The sequence below is a fragment of the Bacillus cereus group sp. BceL220 genome (assembly GCF_051776965.1).
In the GTDB taxonomy this organism is placed as follows: domain Bacteria; phylum Bacillota; class Bacilli; order Bacillales; family Bacillaceae_G; genus Bacillus_A; species Bacillus_A cereus.
This window is the reverse complement of record NZ_JBPWBC010000020.1, coordinates 27,930-45,665: the sequence shown is the minus strand read 5'-3', so window position 1 is coordinate 45,665 and position 17,736 is coordinate 27,930. Positions and strand designations below refer to the sequence as shown.

The window sequence follows — 17,736 nt, the reverse complement described above, 5'->3', positions numbered from 1 at the left end:
TTCTCCGTTATTTAATAGCATTATATACATCCAGCTGTCCGTACCCCCAAGAAGCTTTATCAGGTGCTATATCTTTCTTTATTCCATTTTTGTAAAGGTGTGAAATTGATCGATTTGGTTGATTTTTATAATTATAGTGATTGATAATTAGAGCTAGTGTAGCGGATACTTTCGGAACTGCCATCGATGTTCCAGCGGCAAATAAGTATCTTCCAGTATTAAAAGTTGTCAGTACTTCTTCTTGTCGGAAAAGACCAGTATTCCACCATACCTCTTCGCCATATTGTTGCCACAAACGATAATCTCCTCCTGGAGCAGATATGTCAATGAATCCTTCTCCGTAATTAGAGAATACAGAACGTTGTCCAGTTGGACCAGTAGACGATACTGTTACTACACCTGGTAATTCCCCAGGTGCTTCTATTCCTACACCAGTATATGTTTTACCCTCTTTTTCATATTTTTGTTTAAGAAAGTTATTTAGCTCCTGTTTATTAGCCACGTTTATAGAATCATTTCCTGCAGAAGCTACTACTATACTACCACGTTGATTGGCATATTCTATAGCACGTTTGTAACCTTCTACTTCTGCCCATCCATTGTCTACAAGTTTTCCATTTTCATAGACTTTTCCATTTACATAATAGGAACCAAGACTAAGGTTGATGACATCTACATCATCCTTAGCTGCTTCGATGATGGCATTAATGACCCAAGCTGCATCAGCTGATTTATTTCCAAATACACGATATGCTCTGATTCCCGTATTAGGAGCAACACCTTTTATTTCCCCATTTGCAGCAATAGATCCAGTAACGAGAGTTCCATGGCCGTTGATATCATTGATATTATTAATATCGCCTGTTTCTTCAGGTTCAGTACCTCTCAATCCTCCTTTTGGAACGAAATTTTTAGATCCGGGAATAAGGTTTTTTACTAAGTCAGGATGATCCACATCGACTCCCGAATCAATAATTCCAACAACCACATTATGAGAGCCAGTTTCCTTTTTATAACTTTCTCCATTATGAGTAAGTTCCTTCATGTCCCACTGCATATCCCATAAGGGAGGTAGGTTTGTATCTAAGGTTTTTGTTGAAAAATTAGATAAATTAGGTATCTTTATGGAATGAGAAATCTCTGGTGTTTCGACTTGCAAAGAAGGATTAACTGATTCGAATAAAGGAGATTTATTTGTAGACACTTGTGTATCTCCTTTGAATTGAATGAGTCCTATCTCCGGGACAGTGTAAGTAATTTCTCCATCCTTCTTTTTTATTTCGGTAATGCCTTGGTCTAATTTTGATGGGTCTTTTAATAAAACGGTGTAATATTGCTTAGGTTTTTCTTGAGCATGTCCTACATTTGAAAATAAAAAATACGTTAACACGGTTGCAATGACAGTGATTGCTTGTTTTTTCATAATTATCCCCTTACCTTTATAAATTGGAGGTGGAATTTGAAGATGGACCGCAAAATAAGTTTTGACAAATACCCCTATTGCCCATTTTGCTATCCCACCTAGATCCTATAAATAAGGTAACAAACCATTGGAAATTTCAAATCCGTAAATCCCGAACTTATAAGTGGTATATAGCGCAATATACTTCTTTATGTAAACACCCTGGAATTTCTACTCTAGATTTATTTCCAAAGAAATAATTCAGAAAATACAGAAAAATATCGTAATCATTTGTAGAAGTCTGTTATAATAAACGGAAAATGAAAACGTTTTAAAGGGGGACATAACCAATATGATGATGAATGTACCGCTAACAATTAGTTCTATGATGGAAAGAGCAGAGAAACTGTTTTCGAAGAAAGAAATTGTTTCACGGACGCATGATACAGTTACAACGTTAACGTATAAGCAGTTAGGGGAAAGGACGAGAAGACTTTCCAGTGCGTTGAAAAAGCTTGGAATTAAAGAAGGTGAACGTGTAGGAACATTAGCGTGGAACCATCATCGGCATGTGGAAGCGTATTTTGCTATTCCAGGTATTGCTTCTGTTTTGCACACAATTAACATTCGTTTATCTCCTCAACATATTTCATACATTATTCAGCACGCAGAAGACCGAATTCTACTTATAGATGAAGATCTCATACCGCTTGTTGAAAATATTCAATCACAATTATCAACTGTACAAGCTTACATTATTATGACTGATAAAGATGAACTCCCAAATACTACGCTGAAGCCTGTATATCATTATGAAAAGCTATTAGAAGAAGGCGATCCAACTTTCCAATTTGTAAAAGATATTGATGAAAATACACCTGCTGGTATGTGTTATACGTCAGCGACTACAGGAAATCCGAAAGGTGTTGTATATACGCATCGTAGTACTGTACTGCATTGCATGGCACTCGGTTTAGCGGATACAGCTGCTTTATCGGAAAGTGACGCGGCGATGGCAATTGTACCGATGTTCCATGTGAATGCTTGGGGACTTCCTTTCGCTGCTACTTGGTTTGGATCAAAACAAGTTCTTCCAGGACCGATGTTTACGCCGAAAATTTTATTAGAAATGATCCAATCTGAAAAAGTGACGTTAGCTGCCGGTGTGCCGACAATTTGGCTCGGTGTATTACAAGAGTTAGAAAATAATAGTTATGATTTATCTAGTATGACGAGAATACTATGTGGTGGTGCAGCCGCACCGAAAAGTGTTATTAAAGCATTTGAACAGAAACACAATGTTCCTTTCATCCATGCATATGGTATGACCGAAACAAGCCCACTCGTAACACTTGCACGTTTAAAAAGTTATGAAACAGAATTATCGTATGAAGAGCAATTAGAAATTAGATCAAAGCAAGGGTATCTTGTCCCTGGTGTAGAGATGAAAGTAGTCGGTACAAATGGTGAAGTGAAGTGGGACGGTACGGAGATGGGAGAACTATGTTTACGAGCACCTTGGATCGCTGAAAGCTATTATAACGATGATCGTACTGTCGAAGGTTTTCGCGATGGATGGTTATATACTGGTGATGTTGTCACAGTGGATGAGGAAGGTTGCGTGAAAATTGTTGACCGTACGAAGGATGTTATTAAAAGCGGGGGAGAATGGATTTCTTCGGTCGATCTTGAAAATGCTTTAATGGCACATGATGCTATATTTGAAGCGGCTGTCGTTGCAGTTCCTCACCCTCAGTGGCAAGAGCGACCAATTGCCTGCGTTGTTCAAAAGAAAAATAGTACGGTTACAAAAGAAGAAATATATGAGTTTTTAAAACCACAGTTTGCGAAGTGGTGGTTGCCAGACGATATTGTCTTTATGGAAGAAATACCGAAAACATCTGTTGGGAAGTTTTTAAAACAGGCGCTTCGGAAAGAACTGGAGCATTTGCATAGAGAGAAATAAGTGAACTTCTATTTGTAAACTTTAATACATTAATGGTTGACAAAAGAGGAGTGGAAAGATAATATAATTTTTGTGATATGTTACCTAAAATAAATTTTAAGTTTACAAATAGGAGAAGCAAATATGAATACAAAAAACTTAGTTTTTGTCGCTTTATTTAGTTCTATTATGGGAGTGTTAGGGTTAATACCTCCGATTGCTCTTTCTATTACACCAGTTCCAATTACATTGCAATCACTCGGTGTTATGCTTGCGGGTGGGTTGTTAGGATCACGTCTAGGTGCGTTAAGTCAGCTTATTTTCTTACTTATTGTAGGAGTTGGAGCACCATTGCTTGCTGGTGGACGCGGTGGCCTTGGTGTATTTGTTGGACCAAGTGCAGGATATTTACTTGGTTACATCATTGGGGCGTTTGTTATTGGTTATTTAATTGAGCGTTTACGTGAAGTTTCTATTATAAAAGTATTATGTATTAATATAATTGGTGGTATTTTCGTAGTTTATGTATTTGGTATTACTGTACAAGCGTTCTTAATGGATGTTTCTGTATGGGAGACAATGAAAGTGAGTGCTGTGTTTTTACCAGGGGATTGTATAAAAGCAATTATTGCGGCAGTTCTCGTAACAAAATTACATCGTTCATTGAAACATATTATTACGCCCGCTTTAAAGAATGGAAAATATACAAATGCGGGATGATAAAGGGAAGAAACACGTTAATTGCGTGTTTCTTTTTATTATTATTGTAAAGAAAGGACGTCTCATATGGGGATTACAAAAGAATATAAAAAGCATGCCTCTTTACAACCAAATAAAATAGCGATAAAGGAAAATGATAGAGTTTTAACATATAAAGAGTGGTTTGAATCAGTTTGTAAAGTAGCAAGCTGGTTAAATGAAAAAAAATCGAAGAATAAAACGATAGCAATCCTATTAGAAAATCGTATAGAGTTTTTACAACTATTTTCTGGTGCCGCTATGGCCGGGTGGGTGTGTGTTCCGTTAGATATAAAGTGGAAACAAGATGAGCTCAGAGAAAGAATTGAAATTAGTAATCCGGATATGATTGTGACAGAACGATATAAGGTGAATGATCTATTGGATGAAGAAGGAAGAGTAATTGAAATTGATGAGTGGAAAAGAATGATAGAGAAATATCTTCCTACATATTCCACTGTAGAAAGTGTACAACATGCTCCTTTTTATATGGGATTTACATCAGGATCAACAGGAACAGCAAAAGCATTTTTACGTGCACAACAATCGTGGGTTCATAGTTTTGATTGTAATGTACATGACTTTCATATGAAAAGGGAGGATTCGATTTTAATAGCTGGGACGCTCGTTCATTCTCTTTTCTTATACGGGGCAATAAGTGCATTATATGTAGGACAAACAGTGCACATTATGAGAAAGTTCTTTCCAAATCAAGTATTAGATAAGTTAGAAACTGAAAATATATCAGTTATGTATACAGTTCCGACAATGCTTGAATCTTTATATAAAGAAAGTAGATTAATAGAAAATAAAGTGAAAATTATTTCGTCAGGAGCGAAATGGGAAGCTGAAGCGAAAGAAAAAATAAAGAATATATTTCCTTATGCGAAAAGATATGAATTTTATGGTGCATCAGAGTTAAGTTTTGTAACAGCACTAGTCGATGCAGAAAGCGAAAGAAGGCCAAATTCAGTGGGAAAACCTTGTCATAATGTGCAAGTTCGAATATGTAATGAAGCAGGCGAAGAAGTACAAAAAGGTGAAATAGGAACTGTTTATGTGAAAAGTGATCAGTTTTTTATGGGATACATAATAGATGGGGTTTTAACACGGGAGTTGAATGCAGAAGGTTGGATGACAGTGCGAGATGTAGGCTATGAAGATGAAGAAGGCTTTATATATATTGTTGGTAGAGAGAAGAATATGATTTTATTTGGAGGAGTCAATATTTATCCAGAAGAAATAGAAAGTGTATTACATGAACACCCAGCTGTTGATGAAATAGTTGTAATTGGTGTGAAAGATAGTTACTGGGGTGAAAAGCCCGTCGCGATCGTAAAAGGAAGTGCTACGAAACAACAATTAAAGAGTTTTTGCTTACAGAGATTATCCTCTTTTAAAATACCGAAAGAATGGCATTTTGTAGATGGAATACCTTATACAAATAGTGGGAAAATCGCTCGTATGGAAGCAAAAAGTATGATTGAAAACCGGGAGAAAATATATGAATAGAGCAGTCATTGTAGAGGCGAAAAGAACACCTATTGGTAAGAAGAATGGGATGTTAAAAGAGTATGAAGTTCAGCAATTAACAACGCCGCTTCTTACGTTTTTAAGTAAAGGGATTGAGAGGGAAATAGATGATGTCATATTAGGTAATGTTGTTGGGCCAGGAGGGAATGTTGCGAGACTATCTGCTTTAGAGGCGGGACTTGGCTATCATATTCCTGGTGTAACGATTGATCGGCAATGTGGTGCTGGTTTAGAAGCAATTCGAACTGCGTGTCATCTCATTCAAGGCGGGGCAGGTAAGTGTTATATCGCCGGGGGAGTAGAGAGTACAAGTACGTCACCTTTTCAAAAAAGAGCACGATTTTCACCTGAAACAATTGGTGATCCTGACATGGGAGTAGCGGCTGAATATGTTGCGGAGCGTTATAATATAACGAGAGAAATGCAAGACGAGTATGCTTGTCTTAGTTATAAGCGGACACTGCAAGCGTTAGAAAAAGGATATATACATGATGAAATATTTTCTTTTAATGGATTATTAGATGAATCTATAAAGCCAGAAATGAATTATGAACGAATCATTAAAAGAACAAAGCCCGCATTTTTACAAAATGGAACAGTGACGGCAGGTAATTCATGTGGTGTAAATGATGGGGCATGTGCTGTTCTTGTAATGGAAGAGGGACAAGCCCGAAAGTTAGGTTATAAACCTGTCCTTCGTTTCGTTCGTAGTGCTGTAGTGGGAGTGGATCCCAAGCTTCCAGGGACTGGTCCGATATTTGCGGTGAACAAATTATTAAACGAAATGAATGTAAAAGTAGAGGACATCGATTATTTTGAAATAAATGAAGCATTCGCCTCAAAGGTTGTTGCTTGTGCAAAAGAGTTACAAATTCCGTACGAAAAAGTAAATGTAAATGGTGGAGCAATTGCGCTCGGTCATCCGTACGGTGCATCTGGTGCTATGCTTGTAACACGTTTGTTTTATCAGGCACAAAGAGAGTCTATGAAATATGGAATTGCTACATTAGGAATTGGAGGCGGGATAGGGATTGCGCTATTATTTGAGAAAGTAGAAGACTAGCAATCTTAACTAGTTTTCTACTTTTTGAGGAACATAAATATTGCTACCAGGCTTCGCTTTCATTTCGTTCCAAGCAGCAATCGCATCAGCTTTTGCTTTCCCTTTATTATTTGGATCTTCGAAAAAGTCACGAGTAAAGCGATTGTATTCAAATTGTGTACCGATAGTTGTTTTGTATGTAGGGTCTTTTTTTCGTTCGTTTTCTTCATGCCAAAAAGCTATCGCGTCTTCATATGTTTTTCCAACATTCTCTTTGAAAAATTTTTGAAGAGCTACTGTAAAGCGGAAGTTTGTTCCGATTTTTTCTTTGAAAAAAGCACGAACATCTTCGCTACAGCGGTGATTGTTAGTAATAATCGTTTGAAGAGAAAGGTCTTTATAGGATAGGGAAGCTTTACTCACCTTTTGAACAGAGCTGTTTTTTAATATTTTACCAGTAGTTAAATAATGTGAGATACGCTCGGTTATTTCGATCTTAGAGCCACTAGCTGGCAACCCATTCTCACGACAAAATGTTTGGAGTTCTGCTTTTAACCAATAATAGTTTTGGAAATCTTCAAGTGATATAGACTTTGTTAAAGGTGGACGCATGAATGTAACAACTACTTTCTTCCATAATTTTCTTCAATTATAAAACGTATGTTCTTTTTATGGAAGGGTTAATTTGTAAATATAATGGGAAGAGGAGATTGCATATGGAAAATGTAATGCAAGTTCGTGTTACAGGAATTTTAATTGAAGATGAAAAGGTATTGCTAGTAAAGCAAAAAGTTGCTAATCGAAATTGGTCTTTACCTGGAGGAAGAGCAGAGAATGGCGAAACGTTAGAGGAAGCAATGATTCGAGAAATGAGAGAAGAGACAGGGTTAGAAGTTAACATTCAGAAGCTACTCTATGTTTGTGATAAACCAGATGCTCGCCCGTCTTTATTACATATAACGTTTTTGCTTAAAAGGATTGAAGGTGAAATTATGCTACCTTCTAACGAGTTTGATCATAATCTAATTCATGATGTGCAAATGGTGCCGATTAAAGATTTAAGTCATTATGGTTTTTCGGAAACTTTTATCAATCTTATAAGTGAAGGTTTTGTAAATGCAGGGAGTTATCAAGGTTTGAAACAAAATATAGGTCTGTAAATATAGGGGAAGGATAGCCGTTCGCTATCCTTCATAACATGTTTTAAACTGCTGACTGTAAAGAAGAAACAAGCTGATTTAAAAATTCATCTCCGCTCATAATTGCTTTCCCGCCACCGCGAGCACTCTTCTTATTTCCGCCACCTTTTCCTTCGATTGTAGGAAGAGCGTCTTTTAAAAGAGCATTCATATCGAGTGATACTGATTTTCCGCAAGCGAGAATACATTGTAGTTTGTCATCATTTTCGATGACGAAATACGTAATTGCATGCTCTTGTTGTTCTGTAATAATAGCGGAAAGCTTTGCGATTTCTTGCATAGAACGATTTATAAATACTTTAGAAATAAGTATGTCAGCATGAATTTTTATAGGCTGTAGAAGTAGTTCATTTGCCTCTGCAAATAATAATTTTTCATTCATTGTTTGTATTGCTTTTTCGTTTTCTTTTTGAGAAGTAAGCAGTTGCGCCACTTTTGCTGGAATATCAGTTTCGCTACTGTTTAATTGTTTAGAAACATCTTTCATAATTTGTTGCTGTTGCCCCATTAATTTAAGTGTACGCCAACCAGCGATAAACGTTAAGCGTATACCACCTTTATTGCGCTCCCATCCTAGTACTTGAATAGGACCAACTTCACCAGTTCGTTTCGGATGCGTTCCACCACAGCCGTTGTAGTCAAAGTTTTCGATAATAACAACCCGTATATTTTCTGTCATAGTCGGTTCTTTACGAAGGGGCAACGTTTTCGCTTCTTCTAAGTTCATCCACTGGATGCGGATTGGATGGTTTTCAAAAACAATTTTGTTTGCAATTTGTATTGCTTTTTCAACCGTTTCTGCATGAAGATTTTCTGTTTCTAAATCAATTGTTACTGTTTCTTTACCAAGATGGAATCCAATTGTAGGCATGTTAAAATGGTCCCAAAAAGCAGCAGATAAAATGTGCTGAGCTGCATGTTGTTGCATATGATCAAAACGGCGCTCCCAATTGATTTTACCTTCTACGTCTTCTGTATGTAATTGTTCTGCAATGTAGTGACGAATTTCTCCGTTTATCTCTTCTACATTGATTACATTGATATCATTTAATGTACCAGTATCATATGGTTGTCCGCCACCTGTCGGATAAAATGCTGTTTCATTCAAAACAACGTATAAGTTACCGTCTTTATCATAATCTTGCTTTATAATTTTAGTAGTAAAGTCTTGCTTATAAGCGTCAGTGTAATATAATTTGTGCTCCAATTTTCTTTCTCCTCTCGCATTAACTAGTTTCATTGTAATGCAATTGAAATTAGTTTCCTAATATTTCAGAAGAAAGAAACTATTTTTAGAATTTTCTTGCTATAATAAGGGAAAGAAAATGCGGGGGTGGAATAAATATGTTATATGAAAACGGCGTAGATAAACTGCTTAGTTTAAGTAGAAATATTTCCGAATTATATCGAGAATTAAACGAAATGACCCGGATTTTAACGGATTGTAATCGAGAAAGTGTGAAGTTTGATCGATTATATGTAAAAGAGTTACTTTGGAAGAAAGAAGATGTAATAGAGAAATATGACCAGCTACTTGTACAACTTTGTATTAACGAATGCTTTGATCTAAAAAGTGTCATTACAGGGGAATATAAGTATACATATGAAGAAGTAGAAAACATAGTTTTACAATTTAATGAAAAGTATAATGTCGCAATCTTAATTAAAGATGTGTGTAAAGAATTACAGTTCACATATGGAATTGATATGGACATAACGAGAACAACTCGGGTATCAACAGCTCAAGTATAGAAAAAGGAAAAGAAAGCAGATCCTTTGCTTTCTTTTTTTTGTGAAAATAGAGAGAGTAGGTTTAACGATGAAGGGGAAGTTACAGCATATTCATCCGCTTGGAATGAGTATTATTTTAGGGACATTGTTTGCTAGGTTTGCAACTTCAATGAGTATCCCTTTTTTAGCGATTTATTTAACGACTGTTAAAGGTGTATCAGCTGGAATGACTGGTGCTATTATCGGAACGAGTGCACTTGTTGGTGTTTTTGCTAGTTTTATCGGAGGGAATTTATCAGATCGATTTGGCCGGAAAACGATTATGCTCTGGTCCATGATCGTTTGGATTTTTGTGTTTATAGGTTTTTCACTTGCGGATCATGTTTTAAGTTTCTTTTTATTAAACGCTTTAAATGGATTATGTAGGTCGTTTTTTGAGCCAACATCAAGAGCATTATTATCAGATTTAACAAAGCCTGAGTATCGGTTACTCGTCTATAACTTACGATACGGTGCAATAAATGTTGGAGTTGCAATTGGACCAATTGTTGGATTACAGATTGGAAGTGCAAAATCAACAATTCCTTTTTTAGTAGCAGCTGGGGTATATATTCTATATACAGCTATATTAGCGTTCCAATTTAAGAAGTATCCAATGGAAAAAAAGAAAGTGAGTACAGAAAAAACTGTTACAATGCTAAATGCAATACGTATATTGCGAAAAGATATAGTATTTTTAGTTGCTTTAGTCGGTATTATTTTGAGTAATTGCGGTTTTTCCCATTTAACGACGACAGTATCTCAATATTTTGCAAATGCACATATATTTGAGGATGGGGTGAAGCTATTCTCATATATGCTCGCTTTAAATGCAATTGTTGTAGTGATTATCCAATACCCTGTTATTCAAATGTGCAAAAAGTATACACCGTTAACATCAATTATGGTTGGGACTTTATTTGTGAGCGGGGGATTATTTGGCTTTGGAATAGTAGAATCTATGCTAGGTGCTGCCGTTTGTACAATTATTTTTACAATTGGAGAAGTCTTAATGTTTTCGATGACGGATGTATTTATTGATGATATTGCTGTTGCGCATCTAAAAGGAACATACTTCGGTGCGATGGGCTTTTCGGGAATTGGAGTAGTAATAGGTCCGTGGTTCGGAGGAGTACTTCTCGATTACTACGGGTACCAAAATGGGTTTGCGGTATTTTCAGCACTAGCTATATTTTCAACTGTGGCATTTCCTGTGCTTTTAGTTACAAAAGGTTTATCGAAAAAAAGATATGATAGAAATTCTAATATAGAAATGCATGCGAAATAACATAAGCCCCAGTAACCAACTGGGGCTTAGTTTGAATTATATTAACTCTTAATTTGAAAAAAGAACTTTTTTTTCATGCTTATCAGCAACTTCATTTTTGGAAATATGAATGGCTAAAAATCCGTTTTCTAAGCAGGCTAGCATCTTTTTATAAATGATAGTAGTAGGTAAAGGGATTGTTCGTTGTAAGGAAATGTTTTTATGAAGTATGCATATAGCTAGGCCTGTCTCTAACTTTTTAATGAGTACATTTTGTTCCGTGACATTTTGTACATCTGTTTCCAAAATATATTCTTCTTCGGTTTCGCAAAGATCGATGTGAATTTGATTTGGAAAGCTAAAGTTACTATAAGAATCGGAACAAAATTGATCCATCCATTCTTCGAAACCATCAACATGAAAAAGACAATTCTTCTTTTTCTTGCCCATGTAAGACACCCTCCGTAAAATATCAATTCATATCATGTTATGCATGAATGAATTAGGGGTGAAGAATAAATGGAAAAATATAAACATTGTATGTGGAAAAGATAGCTAGTGTGCACTTTTTGTTTTACATATCATGATGCGCATGATGTTTTTGGCGTGAATGGTTACGGTTTTTTACTTTATGAGATCCGCTTAATGGTTCAGGTTGTCCTTTTTTTTCTTTCGCTTCACGATTGTTTTTTCCCATTGTATATGACACCTCCTCTTTCTTTTTAGAATGAGAGAAGTTGACGATTTTATACGAGAATGTTTTTAGAAAAAAAGGTAAAGATAAAGGGGACTAACAATTATAGAAAGGGGATTATATAATGCCATATCATAAAGATAAGCAACAAGCCTTTCAAGCGGCACAGCAAGGAGTTACACAAGCAGAAAATGCATTTAATAATATTGTGAAAAATGACCCTAACTACGGTCATGATTTAAAAGAGTTACGCCAAGAGGTTCAGGAAGCATATGAACAAATTCAAAATGCACTAGAGGTAGCTTCAGAAACACAACGTCCACAACTTGAGCAATATGAAAATAATCTCCAAAATATAATGCGAAATGTAGATCAATTAGAAAAGTAAATGAGGTTGTTGTCTATTTGACAACCTTGCTGCTTTAGTGAACGTTATGCTAAAACAGAAAATTTTTCTATTAGTTTTTTCTTTGCTATGTGCAGTACATATATTTCAAGTGGAAAAAGTGGAAGCGAAAATGTTGCTCAGAAAAGAGTTAGAACCAACTGGTTATGTAACATGGGAAGTACCTAATAATGAAAAAATTATTGCAATTACATTTGATGATGGGCCAGATCCAACGTATACACCACAAGTTTTAGATTTATTACGTCAATATAAGGCGGAAGCGACATTTTTTATGATTGGATTTCGAGTTCAGCGTAATCCATATTTAGTGAAGCAAGTGTTAAAAGAGGGACATGAAATTGGAAATCATACGATGAATCATTTGTATGCAAGTAATTCGTCAGATGAAAAATTAGAAAATGATATTTTAGATGGAAAGAAATTTTTTGAAAAATGGGTGAAAGAACCTTTGCTATTCCGTCCTCCTGGCGGATATATTAACGATGCTGTATTTAAAACAGCGAAAGAGGCTGGCTATCAAACTGTTCTATGGTCGTGGCATCAAGACCCGCGTGATTGGGCAAATCCAGGGGTTGAATCCATTGTAAATCATGTAGTGAAAAATGCTAAAAGTGGCGATATTGTATTGTTACATGATGGAGGGAATGATCGTAGTCAAACGGTAGCAGCGCTAGCAAAAATTTTACCTGAGCTGAAAAAACAGGGCTATCGATTTGTAACGGTTTCGGAATTACTACGTTATAAACATTAGAAGAAATCCCAAAAGGAAAATAGACCTTTTGGGATTTTTCTTTACTGGTTCTTTTTACGTTTCTTATTATTTTGTCGCTCTGCTGGAGTTAAAGGCTCGTTTGCAAATTCTTCATTGTAACCAGTTCCTTGTCCTTGTGCAGATGCAGCATTCATTCCTGAAATAGTATGATTTGCTTTTCTTTTACCCATTTTATTTCACCTCTATAACATTTTTTGTATGTTGAATGATGAGCAGTTCATAGTATGTATGAACTGTAAGTAAACCGCTGATAGAGCACTTTACTTTATGATAATAGTATTCATAAGGAGCATGAAAGCTATTCAAATTTAGAAACATAAAGAAAACTTATGATAATCTATAAGTTTCTTATTATTTACTTATTTAGAAAGTTGTAATAAGATATTATCGTAAGGTATTGAAAAGTTTGTCTACATTTTATATTCAGACAACTTAGTCACGTTTAACAGGGGGGAAACATAATGGTCAAACATAATCCATTTCAATCACGTGCAACTTTTGAAGTAGATGGAAAAACGTATCATTATTATGATTTGAAAGCGCTTGAAAATGCAGGGGTTGGCAACGTATCTCAATTACCATATTCCGTGAAAGTTTTACTTGAATCAGTACTTCGTCAAGTAGACGGACGTGTAATCACAGAAGAGCATGTTACAAATTTAGCGAAATGGGGAACGAAAGATGTGCAAGATATCGATGTTCCATTTAAACCATCTCGTGTAATTTTACAAGATTTCACTGGTGTTCCAGCTGTTGTTGATTTGGCTTCGCTTCGTAAAGCAATGGCAGACATGGGTGGGGATCCTGACAAAATTAATCCTGAAATTACTGTAGACCTTGTAATTGACCACTCTGTACAGGTTGATAGAGCGGGTACGGCAGACGCGCTTGCATTCAACATGGACTTAGAGTTTAAACGTAATGAAGAACGTTATAAATTTTTAAGCTGGGCACAAAAATCATTTGATAACTACCGTGCAGTTCCACCAGCTACAGGCATTGTACACCAAGTAAACCTTGAATATTTAGCACCAGTTGTTCATGCTGTGAAAAATGCTGAAGGTGACTTAGTTGCATACCCAGATTCATTAGTTGGAACAGACTCACATACAACAATGATTAACGGTATCGGCGTTCTTGGATGGGGCGTTGGTGGTATTGAAGCAGAAGCAGGAATGCTTGGACAGCCTTCATACTTCCCAGTACCTGAAGTAATCGGTGTGAAATTAACTGGCACACTTCCAAGTGGTACTACAGCAACAGACGTTGCATTAAAAGTAACACAAGTATTACGTCAAAAAGGTGTAGTTGGTAAATTTGTTGAGTTCTTCGGTAATGGACTAAAGAGCATGCCTTTAGCTGACCGTGCAACAATTTCAAATATGGCACCAGAATACGGCGCAACTTGTGGATTCTTCCCAATCGATGATATTTCATTAGAATACTTACGTTTAACAGGTAGAGATGAAGAGCAAATTCGTATTGTTGAAGAATACTGTAAAGCGAACGGTTTATTCTATACAGCAGACAGTAAAGATCCAATCTACACTGATCTTGTTGAAATTGATTTAAATACAATCGAATCTAACCTTTCTGGACCGAAACGCCCACAAGATTTAATTCCACTTTCAGATATGAAAGATGCGTTCCAAAAAGCTGTTTTAGCACCAGTTGGAACACAAGGACTTGGATTTAATGAGCAAGAGTTCGATAAAGAAGTGAAGGTTACATTAGAAGATAAAGAAGTAACGATGAAAACAGGTGCAATTGCAATCGCTGCAATTACAAGCTGTACAAATACATCAAACCCATACGTATTAATCGGGGCAGGTCTAGTTGCGAAGAAAGCAATTGAAAAAGGACTTGTAGTACCTGAGTACGTAAAAACATCATTAGCACCAGGATCTAAAGTTGTTACTGAGTACTTAGATAAATCAGGTTTAACAACATATTTAGACCAATTAGGTTTCCAAACAGTTGGTTACGGCTGTACGACTTGTATCGGTAACTCTGGTCCATTAGCGCCAGAATTAGAAGAATCAATCGCAGCAAACGACTTACTAGTAACATCTGTTTTATCTGGTAACCGTAACTTTGAAGGTCGTATTCATCCTCTTGTAAAAGCAAACTACTTAGCATCACCACCACTTGTTGTGGCATATGCACTTGCAGGTACTGTTGATATTGACCTAAAAAATGATGAAATCGGTAAAGATGCAAATGGCAATGCTGTTTACTTCAACGATATTTGGCCATCAGCTAAAGAAATTGAAGATGTAGTTCAAAGTGTTGTTACATCTGAACTGTTCAAGAAAGAATATGCACAAGTATTTAACAGCAATGAGCGTTGGAATGAAATCCAAACTTCAAACGAAGCTTTATATACTTGGGATAATGATTCAACATACATTCAAAACCCACCATTCTTTGAAGGTTTATCTAAAGAGCCAGGTGAAGTTGAAACGTTATCAGGTTTACGCATAGTTGGTAAATTTGGTGATTCTGTAACGACAGACCACATTTCACCAGCAGGTTCAATTGGTAAGCACACACCAGCTGGACGCTACTTATTAGAAAACGGCGTACAACCAGTTGACTTTAACTCTTACGGTTCTCGTCGTGGTAACCATGAAGTTATGATGCGTGGTACATTTGCAAACATCCGTATTAAAAACCAAATCGCACCAGGAACAGAAGGTGGATATACAACATATTGGCCAACTGGTGAAGTAACATCAATCTATGATGCTGCTATGAAATATAAAGAAGATGGAACAGGTCTTCTAGTTGTTGCTGGTAAAGATTACGGTATGGGAAGTTCTCGTGACTGGGCTGCGAAAGGTACTAACTTATTAGGTATTAAAGCAGTAATCGCAGAAAGCTTCGAACGTATTCACCGCAGTAACTTAGTATTAATGGGTGTATTACCACTTCAATTTAAAGATGGCGAAAGTGCTGAAACGTTAGGTCTTGTTGGTAACGAGTCATTTGAAATTCAAATTGACAAAACAGTTAGACCGCGCGATCTTGTAAAAGTAGTTGCAACTGATTTAGATGGCAACGAAAAACAATTTGAAGTAGTAGCTCGTTTCGATAGTGAAGTAGAAATTGACTACTACCGTCACGGTGGTATTCTGCAAATGGTTCTTCGTGAGAAAATCGAAGAGTCAAAAGTGTCAAACTAAATAATTGAAATGAAAAATAAGGAAGCTAACAATAGTTAGCTTCCTTATTTTATGGAAAGGGATGAAACCATATGGTTTCATCCCTTTCTTTTTACTACGAAAAGTGGAGGGAACGTCATGAAAGAATATAAAAGAATATTGTGGCCGTTACGAAAAGAGAAAATATTAGTAATGGCAGCTGTATGTAGTGGGATAATTGCTGCCATTTTAAATTTATCACGCCCAATTTTCATGGGATTAATTGTAGACAATCTTATTCAAAGGGAGCTAAAAGGTGCGTATTTATATATAGCTTTGTTTGCGGGTATTCGCTTTTTAATGTGGACGAACAATCTTTTATTTGGTTATATAAGCTCAAAAGCCAGTCAACGTATATTACAAACGAAACGTATAGAATTATTGCGTCACTATTTCTCATTACCGTTTGAAGAGAGTGAGAAGATTAAGCAAGGGGAGTTAGAAACTTTGGTCGTATCTGATATTCCGAACTGGGTCAGATTATATGGTTCTATATTAATAGAGTATATACACGCTATTGCCCAATTTATTGGAGCTTTCATAGCACTACAACATATAGATATACAGTTTATATTGTGGGTAACTCCGTTTTTATTTTTCAGTGCAATTGTTCCAATACTGATGGGAGAAAAGGTAAGGGATATTGCAAGCATTGCTCAAAAAAATCAATCGAGTGTTGTAGAGATGGTGTCACAGTTTGTAAAGGGTATACAAGATTTACGTAGTGTACAAAAAGAAAAATGGGCCATTCGCTTATTTAAAGGAGTAACGGCACAATCTTATAAATCGGAAGTAAAGAAGACGATGATGCAACATTGCATTGGAGTAGTTGGAACAGTGATTGAAACAGGAGCATATATCGTTGTTCTCATTGTAGGCGCACAAAAAATAATGAAAGGGGAAATGGAAGTTGGTTCACTTGTTGCAGTGTTAGCTACAATTGAAATGCTCTTTTTCCCAGTCTGTTACGTGGGCGATTTATTAATGATGACACAAGTTGCAGTCGCTTCGGCAAATAGAGTTTTTTCCTTTTTAGATAAAAGAGTGGCAGATAGTAATGTAGAAAGAGCGATGGGGATGATAATAACAAATGTTTCATTTCAGGAGAGTGAAGAAGAGAAATGTAGAATTAATAATATTGATTTGCAAATTAATCCTGGTGAATTCGTTATCATTGTCGGAGAAAGTGGTGCAGGAAAAACAACACTTTTAAAATTAATGACAGGTTTGTATAAACCATCTAACGGTAGTGTTGTTTATTATGGTCAAAAGGCTCGAATGACTACAGTGTGGCAAGAACCTCGTTTCTTTCGGACGACAGTAAAAGAGAATATGTATTTCGGGGAAGAGGGTTTAGAAAATCAGTTAGAAAAAAATAGTGAACTTATAAATGCAACGCCGATTATTAGAGGGTTACCTGAAGGAAGTCAAACTGTGCTACATAAAAGCGGTGAAGAGTTTTCAGGAGGCGAAAGAAAACGTCTTGCATTATTACGAGCAATTGGTTCAAATCCGAATCTTATTATTTTAGATGAACCGACTGCGGGGTTAGATCCGAGTAATCAAGAAACTGTTTGGAATATGATTGAAGGACTAGGAAGAGATGTAACGAGAATTGTGGCAACACATGATGTAGAGAAAGTGATACTAGCGGATCGTGTTGTCATAATGAGAGAAGGAAGTATTGTTGCATGTGGAAGTCCTGAAGAATTAATAAATAGTCATTCATTTTGAAAGAGATGTGAATAAAGATAAGAGCAGT

17 protein-coding genes are annotated in these 17,736 nt (G+C 36.2%); 11 read left to right on the top strand and 6 right to left on the bottom strand.

Annotated elements, in window-relative coordinates:
- Positions 1–7: 7 nt before the first annotated feature.
- Positions 8–1,423, bottom strand: coding sequence for a S8 family peptidase (locus ACS2FK_RS27685; protein ID WP_063548345.1), 1,416 nt, complete (start codon positions 1,421–1,423; stop codon positions 8–10).
- Positions 1,424–1,754: 331 nt separating this feature from the next.
- Here ACS2FK_RS27685 and ACS2FK_RS27680 point away from each other — a divergent pair, with 331 nt between their 5' ends.
- The 4 genes from ACS2FK_RS27680 to ACS2FK_RS27665 all read left to right on the top strand — a co-directional run bounded on the left by ACS2FK_RS27680 (position 1,755) and on the right by ACS2FK_RS27665 (position 6,681).
- The gene (locus ACS2FK_RS27680; protein WP_063548343.1) at positions 1,755–3,368 is read left to right on the top strand and encodes a long-chain fatty acid--CoA ligase; all 1,614 of its coding nucleotides are present in this window, start codon (positions 1,755–1,757) and stop codon (positions 3,366–3,368) included.
- A gap of 123 nt (positions 3,369–3,491) precedes the next feature.
- Positions 3,492–4,067: a biotin transporter BioY gene (locus ACS2FK_RS27675; RefSeq protein ID WP_001093334.1), complete on the top strand. Its 576-nt coding sequence runs from the start codon at positions 3,492–3,494 to the stop codon at positions 4,065–4,067.
- A gap of 66 nt (positions 4,068–4,133) precedes the next feature.
- Positions 4,134–5,597 carry an acyl-CoA synthetase gene (locus ACS2FK_RS27670; protein WP_063548341.1) on the top strand — a complete coding sequence of 488 codons (1,464 nt, stop codon included), beginning with the start codon at positions 4,134–4,136 and terminating at the stop codon, positions 5,595–5,597.
- Positions 5,590–6,681, top strand: coding sequence for an acetyl-CoA C-acyltransferase (locus ACS2FK_RS27665; protein WP_001078003.1), 1,092 nt, complete (start codon positions 5,590–5,592; stop codon positions 6,679–6,681). The genes ACS2FK_RS27670 and ACS2FK_RS27665 overlap by 8 nt, the downstream gene beginning before the upstream one ends.
- A 9-nt stretch (positions 6,682–6,690) precedes the next feature.
- Here ACS2FK_RS27665 and ACS2FK_RS27660 read toward each other — a convergent pair whose 3' ends face one another.
- Complete coding sequence (locus tag ACS2FK_RS27660) at positions 6,691–7,272, bottom strand: DUF6434 domain-containing protein (protein WP_063548339.1); 582 nt, start codon at positions 7,270–7,272, stop codon at positions 6,691–6,693.
- A gap of 104 nt (positions 7,273–7,376) precedes the next feature.
- Here ACS2FK_RS27660 and ACS2FK_RS27655 point away from each other — a divergent pair, with 104 nt between their 5' ends.
- Positions 7,377–7,820, top strand: coding sequence for an NUDIX hydrolase (locus ACS2FK_RS27655; RefSeq protein ID WP_048655771.1), 444 nt, complete (start codon positions 7,377–7,379; stop codon positions 7,818–7,820).
- Between the two features lie 43 nt (positions 7,821–7,863).
- Here ACS2FK_RS27655 and ACS2FK_RS27650 read toward each other — a convergent pair whose 3' ends face one another.
- Complete coding sequence (locus ACS2FK_RS27650; protein WP_154816436.1) at positions 7,864–9,066, bottom strand: alanyl-tRNA editing protein; 1,203 nt, start codon at positions 9,064–9,066, stop codon at positions 7,864–7,866.
- A gap of 137 nt (positions 9,067–9,203) precedes the next feature.
- Here ACS2FK_RS27650 and ACS2FK_RS27645 point away from each other — a divergent pair, with 137 nt between their 5' ends.
- On the top strand, positions 9,204–9,611 hold the full coding sequence (locus tag ACS2FK_RS27645) for a hypothetical protein (RefSeq protein WP_000965149.1): 408 nt from the start codon (positions 9,204–9,206) through the stop codon (positions 9,609–9,611).
- A gap of 67 nt (positions 9,612–9,678) precedes the next feature.
- Positions 9,679–10,917: an MDR family MFS transporter gene (locus ACS2FK_RS27640; protein ID WP_063548335.1), complete on the top strand. Its 1,239-nt coding sequence runs from the start codon at positions 9,679–9,681 to the stop codon at positions 10,915–10,917.
- Between the two features lie 48 nt (positions 10,918–10,965).
- On the opposite strand, the gene ACS2FK_RS27635 is transcribed toward ACS2FK_RS27640, so the two are convergent.
- Together ACS2FK_RS27635 and ACS2FK_RS27630 are read right to left on the bottom strand one after the other, a co-directional pair.
- Positions 10,966–11,346, bottom strand: coding sequence for an Hsp20/alpha crystallin family protein (locus ACS2FK_RS27635; protein WP_000516758.1), 381 nt, complete (start codon positions 11,344–11,346; stop codon positions 10,966–10,968).
- A 124-nt stretch (positions 11,347–11,470) separates the two neighbouring features.
- Positions 11,471–11,593: a small acid-soluble spore protein P gene (locus ACS2FK_RS27630; RefSeq protein ID WP_000517649.1), complete on the bottom strand. Its 123-nt coding sequence runs from the start codon at positions 11,591–11,593 to the stop codon at positions 11,471–11,473.
- A 121-nt stretch (positions 11,594–11,714) separates the two neighbouring features.
- On the opposite strand from ACS2FK_RS27630, the gene ACS2FK_RS27625 reads away from it, so the two are divergent.
- Together ACS2FK_RS27625 and pdaB are read left to right on the top strand one after the other, a co-directional pair.
- Positions 11,715–11,978 (top strand): hypothetical protein, encoded by a 264-nt coding sequence (locus ACS2FK_RS27625; protein WP_001146295.1) that lies wholly within the window; start codon positions 11,715–11,717, stop codon positions 11,976–11,978.
- 46 nt (positions 11,979–12,024) lie between these two features.
- Positions 12,025–12,750, top strand: coding sequence for a polysaccharide deacetylase family sporulation protein PdaB (pdaB, locus tag ACS2FK_RS27620; protein WP_061665781.1), 726 nt, complete (start codon positions 12,025–12,027; stop codon positions 12,748–12,750).
- A 41-nt stretch (positions 12,751–12,791) separates the two neighbouring features.
- Here the strand turns inward: pdaB and sspO are convergent, their stop codons facing one another.
- Positions 12,792–12,941 (bottom strand): acid-soluble spore protein SspO, encoded by a 150-nt coding sequence (gene sspO, locus ACS2FK_RS27615; RefSeq protein ID WP_000518057.1) that lies wholly within the window; start codon positions 12,939–12,941, stop codon positions 12,792–12,794.
- 291 nt (positions 12,942–13,232) lie between these two features.
- Between sspO and acnA the strand changes: the two genes are divergently transcribed.
- Both acnA and ACS2FK_RS27605 read left to right on the top strand, forming a co-directional pair.
- Positions 13,233–15,956: an aconitate hydratase AcnA gene (gene acnA, locus ACS2FK_RS27610; protein ID WP_063548333.1), complete on the top strand. Its 2,724-nt coding sequence runs from the start codon at positions 13,233–13,235 to the stop codon at positions 15,954–15,956.
- Between the two features lie 117 nt (positions 15,957–16,073).
- Positions 16,074–17,708 (top strand): ABC transporter ATP-binding protein, encoded by a 1,635-nt coding sequence (locus tag ACS2FK_RS27605; protein ID WP_063548331.1) that lies wholly within the window; start codon positions 16,074–16,076, stop codon positions 17,706–17,708.
- Positions 17,709–17,736: the final 28 nt, after the last annotated feature.

Coding starts and splice junctions, on each gene's coding strand:
- ACS2FK_RS27605 (WP_063548331.1), top strand. CDS start 16,074: ATGAAAGAATATAAAAGAATATTGTGGCCGTTACGAAAAGAGAAAATA.
- ACS2FK_RS27685 (WP_063548345.1), bottom strand. CDS start 1,423: ATGAAAAAACAAGCAATCACTGTCATTGCAACCGTGTTAACGTATTTT.
- ACS2FK_RS27655 (WP_048655771.1), top strand. CDS start 7,377: ATGGAAAATGTAATGCAAGTTCGTGTTACAGGAATTTTAATTGAAGAT.
- ACS2FK_RS27660 (WP_063548339.1), bottom strand. CDS start 7,272: ATGCGTCCACCTTTAACAAAGTCTATATCACTTGAAGATTTCCAAAAC.
- ACS2FK_RS27640 (WP_063548335.1), top strand. CDS start 9,679: ATGAAGGGGAAGTTACAGCATATTCATCCGCTTGGAATGAGTATTATT.
- ACS2FK_RS27630 (WP_000517649.1), bottom strand. CDS start 11,593: ATGGGAAAAAACAATCGTGAAGCGAAAGAAAAAAAAGGACAACCTGAA.
- acnA (WP_063548333.1), top strand. CDS start 13,233: ATGGTCAAACATAATCCATTTCAATCACGTGCAACTTTTGAAGTAGAT.
- sspO (WP_000518057.1), bottom strand. CDS start 12,941: ATGGGTAAAAGAAAAGCAAATCATACTATTTCAGGAATGAATGCTGCA.
- ACS2FK_RS27635 (WP_000516758.1), bottom strand. CDS start 11,346: ATGGGCAAGAAAAAGAAGAATTGTCTTTTTCATGTTGATGGTTTCGAA.
- ACS2FK_RS27645 (WP_000965149.1), top strand. CDS start 9,204: ATGTTATATGAAAACGGCGTAGATAAACTGCTTAGTTTAAGTAGAAAT.
- ACS2FK_RS27675 (WP_001093334.1), top strand. CDS start 3,492: ATGAATACAAAAAACTTAGTTTTTGTCGCTTTATTTAGTTCTATTATG.
- ACS2FK_RS27680 (WP_063548343.1), top strand. CDS start 1,755: ATGATGATGAATGTACCGCTAACAATTAGTTCTATGATGGAAAGAGCA.
- pdaB (WP_061665781.1), top strand. CDS start 12,025: ATGCTAAAACAGAAAATTTTTCTATTAGTTTTTTCTTTGCTATGTGCA.
- ACS2FK_RS27665 (WP_001078003.1), top strand. CDS start 5,590: ATGAATAGAGCAGTCATTGTAGAGGCGAAAAGAACACCTATTGGTAAG.
- ACS2FK_RS27670 (WP_063548341.1), top strand. CDS start 4,134: ATGGGGATTACAAAAGAATATAAAAAGCATGCCTCTTTACAACCAAAT.
- ACS2FK_RS27625 (WP_001146295.1), top strand. CDS start 11,715: ATGCCATATCATAAAGATAAGCAACAAGCCTTTCAAGCGGCACAGCAA.